Origin of the sequence: Clostridium sp. (assembly GCF_050717535.1) — a bacterium.
Lineage (GTDB): Bacteria > Bacillota > Clostridia > Clostridiales > Clostridiaceae > Clostridium_AD.
Map to the genome: position 1 here is coordinate 1 of NZ_JBOITM010000059.1, position 8,414 is coordinate 8,414.

The following is an 8,414-nucleotide window of genomic DNA, read 5'->3' on the forward strand; positions in this document are numbered from 1 at the left end:
AACCTCTGGTGCACCAGTTGTCACGCCAGTGGCATCGCTGGGTAGCTATGTTTGGAAGGGATAAACGCTGAAAGCATCTAAGCGTGAAGCCCACCCTAAGATGAGATTTCCCATTATGCGTGTTTTTAACACAAGTAAGTAAGACTCCTGGAAGAACACCAGGTTGATAGGTTAGAGGTGTAAGCATGGTAACATGTTCAGCTGACTAATACTAATAAGTCGAGGGCTTGACCAAGTTATTTAAAGATAATGCGAAAGCTTTGAGCGTAAGCGAGAAGATAAGTTCACTGTGCAATTTTCAGAGAATATTTTTCTGTAAAGAAAATAAATTTCTCTTTATGGAGATAATAATGAGAAGATATTTTATATCTAGTATCCGTAGTCAACGACGGTAGATTCTCAATTATTGTTTCTAAAAACAAATCTGGTGATTATGGCATGAAGGTAACACCCCTTCCCATATCGAACAGGACGGTTAAGCTTCAATGCGCTGATGGTACTGCAGGGGTAACTTTGTGGGAGAGTAGGTCATCGCCAGGTTAATACTAAAATAGAAATATTTTAGTATTTCATATGGCTCCTTGGTCAAGCGGTTAAGACACCACCCTTTCACGGTGGTAACAGGGGTTCAATTCCCCTAGGAGTCACCATATGTATGCAGGTGTGGCGGAATGGCAGACGCACTAGACTTAGGATCTAGCGCCTTACGGTGTATGGGTTCAAGTCCCTTCACCTGCACCATATTTATTAAGCGGGTATAACTCAATGGTAGAGTGTTAGCCTTCCAAGCTAATTACGAGGGTTCGATTCCCTCTACCCGCTCCATTTTTGTTTAATATGTGTTTTTAGCTCAGTTGGATAGAGCAACGCCCTTCTAAGGCGTGGGCCGGGGGTTCGAATCCCTTAAGACACACCATTTATTGGGATATCGCCAAGCGGTAAGGCACCACACTTTGACTGTGGCATCCGTAGGTTCAAATCCTGCTATCCCAGCCAATATGGTTTACTAGCTCAGTTGGTAGAGCACATGACTTTTAATCATGGTGTCCGGGGTTCGATTCCCCGGTAAGCCACCAAAATTTATAAGGCTCCTTGGTCAAGCGGTTAAGACACCACCCTTTCACGGTGGTAACAGGGGTTCAATTCCCCTAGGAGTCACCAAAAAAGTACTTGCATTTGCAAGTACTTTTTTTGATATTTTTTATTATATTAAATATTGAAGAATATTTCCACATAAATTATTATTATAGCTGTGGATAATGTTGATAACTTTTATAAATTAGTGTATATTTATAAAAACGGAGATGAAATTATGTTTATAGAAAAAAGAGTTTTTATTGCAGAATTTATAACAAGGCCAAACAGATTTCAGGCTTACGTAAAATTAAACGGAGAAAAATTAATGGTACACGTTCCCAATACAGGAAGATGCAGGGAAATATTAATTCCTGGATCTAAGGTTTTGTTAAGAGAAGAACTTAATCCAACTAGAAAAACGCTCTATGATATAATTGCAGGTTATAAAGATAATAAAATCATTAATATAGATTCACAAATTCCCAATAAGGTTGTTGATGAAGCACTAAAAAATAAAAAAGTAGGTCGATTAGATAAATATAATACAATACAGAGGGAAAAAACTTTTGGAAATAGTAGATTTGATTTTAAACTATCTAATGATATTGGTGAAGAGTATTATCTTGAAGTCAAGGGAGTAACATTTGAAGTAGATGGTAAAAGTATGTTTCCAGATGCACCTACAGATAGGGGAAGAAAACACTTATTAGAGCTTATAGAGGCTAAAAAAAATGGTTTTGGAGCTGGAGTGTTATTTCTTATCCAAATGAATAACATAAAAAGTTTTTCGCCTTATGATGATATGGATAGAGAATTTGGTGAAGCATTAAGATTAGCTTACAAAAGTGGTGTTGATATTTTTGCATATGAATGTGAAGTTGATGAAAATTTTATAACTTTAAATAAGTCAGTTGAAATTATTTTATAATTATTTATTAATTAAAATAACATTTTAAAGAATAAAATATGGGTTAGGGAGTGGAAAATTTGAAATTTATATATTGCCCAATTTGCGGAAGAGAATTAATAGAAAAATACAGTTGGGATGAAGGTGGAGTACCGTATTGTCCAGTTGATGATATTATGTATTTTGATACACCAAAACCATGTATAGTAGTTGCGGTTATGAAGGGTAAAGAAATTTTACTGCTTAAACAAAGTTATACTTTTAAGAATTCAAAGGTATTAGTATCAGGTTATGTAACTAACGGAGAAGCTGTTGAAGACACAGTAGTAAGAGAAGTTAAGGAGGAAACCGGAATAAGTGTTGGTGAAATAAAATATTTAGGAAGTGATTATTTAGCTTCTAAAGAAATTATAATGCTAACGTTTAGTGCTGTGTATATTGAGGGAGAGATTAATAAATCATCTGAAGTTGAATGGGTTGAGTGGAAAAATATAGATGATGCACTTTGTGAAATGAGCGAAGATGAGATAGGGAAAAAAGTTGTAAGAAAAGTACTAAAGGAAATTGAATATGACGGTAAAAGGGCCTACAGATGCGATATAGAAACTAATTATTTAGATACTATGTATAAAGAGTAATGTTTCATAAAATAATGTGAAAGAAATTAGCTATTTAAACCTGTTTATGGGATTTTAGTTAAAAGAATTTCAAGACATTTGTCAGATTGTTTTTGTCTTCTTTCTTTATATTAAAATATTATTAATGCTTTTGCTTAAAAGACGGAAGGTAGCCATTGTAAATATGCAACAACGTTTGAATTGTTTATTTTTATTTAAATAAAAATAAGTATCAGGGGGTAGAATTAAATTGTAATTGTAAGTATAATTAGGATAGTGATAAAAGGTCAGTGACCTCATAAAATCAGGCTTAATATTATATTAGCTTTAATAATAAATAATTTTAAAAAGGGAAGCGGGACAAAAATGGAAAAAAACCTTGAAACTAGAAATTCAAACAAAAAAGTACCTCAAATAACTGGAACTTTGAGAAGCCATATGATAGAGTTGCCATCGGCAATAAGAGATGCTAGTGGAATTGTAATATTTGGTAAAAGATTAAAATCTTTTGTTTTTACTACTGATGTAGCAGTTATAAGAAATACAAATGCTGATGCAGTTATTGCTGTATATCCATTTACACCTCAGCCCATAATAACTGAAGCATTATTACTGGCGGCGGATGTACCAGTTTTTTGTGGTGTTGGAGGAGGAATTACTACAGGAAAAAGAGTAACAAACTTAGCACTAGATGCTGAATTTAAAGGTGCCATGGGTGTAGTAGTTAATAGTCCAATATCAAATGAAGTTGTAAGACAAGTAAGGGAAACCATAGATATTCCAATAGTGGTTACAATTATATCTGAATTCGAAGATATAGAAGCCAGAATAAATGCAGGAGCAACTATACTCAATGTTTCAGGTGCTAAAAATACAGCTTATATAGTTAGAAAAATAAGAGAAAGATACCCAGATTTTCCTATTATAGCTACTGGTGGCCCTAATAATGATAGTATAAGGGAGACTATAAGAGCTGGTGCTAATGGTATTACATTTACACCACCAATAGTAGCGGACATATTAAATGAAATAATGATTAAGTACAGAAAAAATTATAAGGTAGAAAGTGAAGAAGAATAATATATTTTAATTAACTTTTAACATATGAAATTTAATTAAATTGGTAGGTGATAAAATGGCCGTAGGCGGAGATAATTGTGATAAATGTCCAGAATTTTTGACAAAAAAGTGCGATGGTAAAGATTCAGACTGTATTTGTAAAAGGTGTCCAAGAAATTTAGGACAATGTTTAACTACAAAATACTGTAGAGAAACAGAATCTATAATTAACATATAACTATAACTAACATATAAAAGTTACTAAAACAAATTTTGTTTTAGTAACTTTTTTTATTTTATAATTAATTTTAAATAATAGAATTGAAAACACAAATAAAAGGAATACTAAAATCAATTAAATTGCATTTAGGAGGATATTATGGTTATAAGTGATTTACAAATTAGAGTAGCGCAAAATTGTCATAGATATAGACCTAGATATAATTTAGGATTAATAAATAGTATATCTTTTGGGTCTGAAAGTTGTAATAGTTGTGTTCATTACGTAAAAGAAAAATGTGCACAGGGATTATTTGATGAAATAAGGGAAATAATAAGATTAAATTGAAAATAATATTGACTTTCTATTTATTTAACTATAAAGGTGAAGGAGGAATAAAATTATGCCAAATTTAGAGCAGATGACTCATGTAGCAAAGAGTTGTAATGGATATGATTCAGAAGGAAGTGGGTTTCAATCATCAATGGGCACAGCATTTAGTAAAAGTTGTAGCAACTGTAAGCATTTAAAAAATGATAAATGTGAAGTTAATTTATATGACAGTGTTTTAGCTGGATTAGATCAGAGTTAATTAAAACAATAGCTCAGTAATATTTTAAAGGCAGTTATCTCATTCATATTGTATATAATATTTCACATATAATATACAATAATTGCCTATTTAATTTGCTAAAGTACAAATTTATAGATGAATTTTAGAATATATGTAGAAATTGTATAGCTTTTTATATGACAAATGTATAAAAATATCTTAGATTAATATAATATTTATTTCTATTATATTGAGATATTCATATTTACGTGTTAAAATGAAAGTGGTTATATATACTTCAAGACAATCAAAAAATGAATAAATAGTTGGCAAAATCTAAAACTTGGAGGGTTAATTATGCATAAAAGATTATTTATACCAGGACCAGTAGAGGTAGCAGACGATGTACTTCAGAAAATGGCTACTCCTCAGATATCACATAGAGGTAAGGAAGCATCTACATTACAAAGAAACATAAGTGATAAAATGAGAAAAGTATTTAATACAAAAGAAGAAATATTACTTTCAACTAGTTCAGGAAGTGGACTAATGGAGGGTGCTGTTCGTTCGTGTACAGCAAAAAGAGCAGCAGTATTTTCAGTAGGAGCATTTGGAAACAGATGGTTTGAAATGTGTACAGCTAATGGAGTACCTGCAGATAAAATAGAATCTGAATGGGGACAACCAACAACTCCAAAAATGATTGAAGAAACATTAGCAACTGGAAAATATGATTTAATAACTATCACAATGAATGAGACTTCAACAGGACTTATGAATGACATGAAGAGTCTTTCAGATGTATATAAAAAATATCCTGAAGTTGTAGTATGTGTTGATACAGTAAGTAATGCTGCTGGAACAGAAGTAAAAGTAGACGAATGGGCTATAGATATTTGTATAACTTCAACTCAAAAATGTTTAGGGTTACCTGCGGGAATGGCTATTTGTTCATTTTCAAAAAAGGCAGTAGAAAGAGCTAAACAAGTTACGAACAGAGGAGTATATTTCGATTTACTAGGGTTGTATAATTGTATACAAAAGAAAGATTACCAATATCCATCTACCCCTTCACTTGCACATATGTTTGCATTAGATTATCAATTAGATAAAATATTAGCAGAAGGTTTAGACAATAGATTTGCAAGGCATCTTGCTGGTGCAAAGATTGTTCGCGCTTGGGCTACAAAATACTTTGAAGTATTTCCGAATGCAGACTTTTTGTCAAATACATTAACTAACATTAAAAACACAAGAGAAATTAATGTATCTGATTTAAATAAAAAATTAGGAGAAAAGGGTTTTATGATTTCTAATGGTTATGGAAAATTGAAAGATAAGACTTTTAGAATAGCTCATATGGCTGAAACTACTCCAAAAGAAGTAGAGGATTTATTAGTGGTTATTAGTGAAATTTTAGGACTAAAATAATTAAAAATTAAAATTAAGAATGAAAAATCTTATGATTTTTCATTCTTAATTTAACTTTAAGTAATTATTGAAAATAATATACTTTAGTGGAATAAGCCACTAAAGTATAACGTTTTCTGAATAAAAAGAGGAGGCATATAATGATTAGAGTATTAGTTACTGATGGTATGGAGAAAAATGCTATTGAAGATTTGAAAGGTAAAGGATTTGAAGTTGTTGAACATTTTTATGAATCTGAGGTTTTAGGTGATGCATTAAAGGATTTTGATGTAATTGTGGTTAGATCTGCAACAAAGGTTAGGAAACCAATAATTGATATTGCAGCAGAAGCCGGAAGACTAAAGCTTATAATTCGTGGCGGAGTTGGCGTAGATAATATAGATGTAGCATATGCTATGGAAAAGGGTATAAAAGTTACAAACACTCCGAATGCAAGTAGTGCATCTGTAGCTGAACTTGCACTTGCTCACATGTTTGCGATATCAAGATTTATTAATATTTCTAATGTATCTATGAGACAAGGCAAATGGGATAAGAAAAAGTATGAGGGTGTAGAAATTAACGGAAAAACTTTAGGTCTTGTTGGTTTCGGTAGAATATCAAGAGAACTAGCAAAAAAAGCATCTGCACTTGGTATGACAGTTATATATACAGATATAATAGGGAAAGCTAAAGATTGTGATGACTATGAATTCTGTGAATTGAATGATGTGTTAAAAAGAGCAGATTATTTATCATTACATATACCATTCTTTAAAGAGCAAGGAGCTCTTATAGGAAAGGACCAATTAGCTATGATGAAGGATGGATCATTTCTAATTAACTGTGCTAGAGGTGGAGTAGTAGATGAAGTAGCTTTACTAGAAGCACTAGATAATGGGAAACTCGCAGGAGCTGGAATAGATGTTTTTGTTGAAGAACCAACTAAAAATGAAAAGCTAGTTAACCATCCTAAGGTTTCTGTAACACCACATATTGGGGCTGCAACTAAAGAGGCTCAAACAAGAATAGGTGCTGAGATAACAAGCATTATTTGCGATTTTTTCAAATAAATTAATTAAGTGCGGGAGGAATAATCATGGCAGTAGTAAGACCTTTTAAAGCATATAGACCACAATTAGATTTAGTAGATAAAGTAGCAGCTCTTCCTTATGACGTTATGAATAGTGAAGAAGCTAGGGAAATGGTAAAGGGAAAACCTTATTCATTTCTACATGTTGATAAGCCAGAGGTAGATTTAGAACCTGGAATAGACATTCACAGTGAGCAAGTATATCTTAAAGCTAGTGAGAATCTTAAAAAGATGATTAATTATAAAGTGTATATGCAAGAAGAAAAACCTTGTTTGTATATTTATAGACAAATAATGGACGGAAGACCACAGACTGGTATAGTTGCTTGTGCCTCTATTGATGATTACATAAATGATATAATTAAAAAGCATGAGTTAACAAGAGCAGATAAAGAGCTTGATAGATTCAATCATGTGGATTACACAAATGCTAATACTGGACCAATATTCTTAACATATAGACATAAAGATGAAATAGATGACTTAGTGAAAAACTGGACAGAAACAAAAACACCAGTATATGATTTTAAATCAGAAGATGGTGTATCCCAAATTATTTGGGTTATAGATGAGGAAGAAGTTATTAATAAGCTATCAGATCTATTTGCTGAAACAGATTATTTATATATAGCTGATGGCCATCACAGGTCCGCATCTGCTGTTAAAGTTGGACTTAAGAGAAGAGAAGAAAATCCATCATACACAGGTGATGAGGAATTCAACTTCTTTTTATCGGTTATATTCCCAGACAATGATTTATATGTAATGGATTATAATAGAGTTGTTGCAGATTTAAACGGAAACTCCTCAGAAGAATTTATGAATAAAGTTTCTGAAAAATTTGATATTACGACATATGAAGGTGAAGGCCAATTTAAACCAGAAAACCAAAGAACATACGGAATGTTTTTAGATAGTAAATGGTATAAACTAGCGGCTAAAGAAGGAACCTTTGATATGAAAGATCCAGTAGGTAGATTAGATGTTTCAATACTTCAAAAGAACTTATTAGAACCAATTTTAGGAATTGATGATCCAAGAACAAATTCAAGAATTGATTTCGTAGGTGGAATAAGAGGACTTGTAGAACTTGAAAGAAGAGTTAAGGGCGGTATGAAAGTTGCTTTCTCTATGTGTGCTACAACTATGGATGATTTAATGGATATAGCAAATGCAGGAAAGACGATGCCTCCTAAATCAACTTGGTTTGAACCAAAATTACAAAGTGGAATATTTGTTCACGAACTATAATTTAATGTTACAGTAGAAATGAAAATGTTCAAATAGGTATAAAAGGCCACGCGTATGCGTGGCCTTTTTAAAGATATAGGGTATAATAAAAGTATAATACGATTAGACCACAAAAACTTGTGTTTTATCCGTTAGGATATTGGGCTATTCCAATTTTAACTTGTTTAACTTGAATATATTGTAAAATAACAGAAAAATAGCAATAAAAAATTTATTTAGGGCGTCAG

The 8,414-nt window shown here is 32.0% G+C and carries 9 protein-coding genes, 7 tRNA genes and 2 rRNA genes; all 18 read left to right on the top strand.

The window, feature by feature from the left end:
* A 23S ribosomal RNA gene (locus ACREVU_RS08875) occupies positions 1 to 235 on the top strand; the annotation flags it as partial.
* Positions 236 to 423: 188 nt separating this feature from the next.
* Positions 424 to 540, top strand: a 5S ribosomal RNA gene (gene rrf, locus ACREVU_RS08880).
* A gap of 35 nt (positions 541 to 575) precedes the next feature.
* Positions 576 to 650 (top strand) — tRNA-Glu (locus tag ACREVU_RS08885).
* A gap of 7 nt (positions 651 to 657) precedes the next feature.
* Positions 658 to 741 (top strand) — tRNA-Leu (locus ACREVU_RS08890).
* A 10-nt stretch (positions 742 to 751) separates the two neighbouring features.
* Positions 752 to 825 (top strand) — tRNA-Gly (locus tag ACREVU_RS08895).
* Between the two features lie 14 nt (positions 826 to 839).
* Positions 840 to 916 (top strand) — tRNA-Arg (locus ACREVU_RS08900).
* A gap of 5 nt (positions 917 to 921) precedes the next feature.
* Positions 922 to 996: transfer RNA gene (locus tag ACREVU_RS08905), tRNA-Gln, on the top strand.
* Positions 997 to 1,000: 4 nt separating this feature from the next.
* A tRNA-Lys gene (locus tag ACREVU_RS08910) sits at positions 1,001 to 1,076 on the top strand.
* Between the two features lie 10 nt (positions 1,077 to 1,086).
* Positions 1,087 to 1,161, top strand: a tRNA-Glu gene (locus tag ACREVU_RS08915).
* Between the two features lie 151 nt (positions 1,162 to 1,312).
* Entirely contained in the window at positions 1,313 to 2,005 is a 693-nt protein-coding gene (gene sfsA, locus ACREVU_RS08920; protein ID WP_431551245.1) for a DNA/RNA nuclease SfsA, read from the top strand.
* Positions 2,006 to 2,064: 59 nt separating this feature from the next.
* Complete coding sequence (locus tag ACREVU_RS08925) at positions 2,065 to 2,622, top strand: NUDIX domain-containing protein (RefSeq protein ID WP_431551246.1); 558 nt, start codon at positions 2,065 to 2,067, stop codon at positions 2,620 to 2,622.
* Between the two features lie 345 nt (positions 2,623 to 2,967).
* Positions 2,968 to 3,681, top strand: coding sequence for a hydrolase (locus ACREVU_RS08930; RefSeq protein ID WP_431551247.1), 714 nt, complete (start codon positions 2,968 to 2,970; stop codon positions 3,679 to 3,681).
* 55 nt (positions 3,682 to 3,736) lie between these two features.
* The gene (locus ACREVU_RS08935) at positions 3,737 to 3,898 is read left to right on the top strand and encodes a hypothetical protein (protein WP_431551248.1); all 162 of its coding nucleotides are present in this window, start codon (positions 3,737 to 3,739) and stop codon (positions 3,896 to 3,898) included.
* 141 nt (positions 3,899 to 4,039) lie between these two features.
* Complete coding sequence (locus tag ACREVU_RS08940; RefSeq protein WP_431551249.1) at positions 4,040 to 4,228, top strand: hypothetical protein; 189 nt, start codon at positions 4,040 to 4,042, stop codon at positions 4,226 to 4,228.
* A gap of 55 nt (positions 4,229 to 4,283) precedes the next feature.
* Entirely contained in the window at positions 4,284 to 4,472 is a 189-nt protein-coding gene (locus ACREVU_RS08945; RefSeq protein ID WP_431551250.1) for a hypothetical protein, read from the top strand.
* Between the two features lie 318 nt (positions 4,473 to 4,790).
* Positions 4,791 to 5,864: a pyridoxal-phosphate-dependent aminotransferase family protein gene (locus ACREVU_RS08950; protein WP_431551251.1), complete on the top strand. Its 1,074-nt coding sequence runs from the start codon at positions 4,791 to 4,793 to the stop codon at positions 5,862 to 5,864.
* 140 nt (positions 5,865 to 6,004) lie between these two features.
* Complete coding sequence (locus ACREVU_RS08955) at positions 6,005 to 6,916, top strand: D-2-hydroxyacid dehydrogenase (protein ID WP_431551252.1); 912 nt, start codon at positions 6,005 to 6,007, stop codon at positions 6,914 to 6,916.
* 26 nt (positions 6,917 to 6,942) lie between these two features.
* Complete coding sequence (locus tag ACREVU_RS08960) at positions 6,943 to 8,187, top strand: DUF1015 domain-containing protein (protein ID WP_431551253.1); 1,245 nt, start codon at positions 6,943 to 6,945, stop codon at positions 8,185 to 8,187.
* Positions 8,188 to 8,414: the final 227 nt, after the last annotated feature.

Excerpts from the sequence above, each read along its gene's own strand:
- ACREVU_RS08955 (WP_431551252.1), top strand. The coding sequence starts at position 6,005 with ATGATTAGAGTATTAGTTACTGATGGTATGGAGAAAAATGCTATTGAA.
- sfsA (WP_431551245.1), top strand. The coding sequence starts at position 1,313 with ATGTTTATAGAAAAAAGAGTTTTTATTGCAGAATTTATAACAAGGCCA.
- ACREVU_RS08930 (WP_431551247.1), top strand. The coding sequence starts at position 2,968 with ATGGAAAAAAACCTTGAAACTAGAAATTCAAACAAAAAAGTACCTCAA.
- ACREVU_RS08940 (WP_431551249.1), top strand. The coding sequence starts at position 4,040 with ATGGTTATAAGTGATTTACAAATTAGAGTAGCGCAAAATTGTCATAGA.
- ACREVU_RS08960 (WP_431551253.1), top strand. The coding sequence starts at position 6,943 with ATGGCAGTAGTAAGACCTTTTAAAGCATATAGACCACAATTAGATTTA.
- ACREVU_RS08945 (WP_431551250.1), top strand. The coding sequence starts at position 4,284 with ATGCCAAATTTAGAGCAGATGACTCATGTAGCAAAGAGTTGTAATGGA.
- ACREVU_RS08950 (WP_431551251.1), top strand. The coding sequence starts at position 4,791 with ATGCATAAAAGATTATTTATACCAGGACCAGTAGAGGTAGCAGACGAT.
- ACREVU_RS08935 (WP_431551248.1), top strand. The coding sequence starts at position 3,737 with ATGGCCGTAGGCGGAGATAATTGTGATAAATGTCCAGAATTTTTGACA.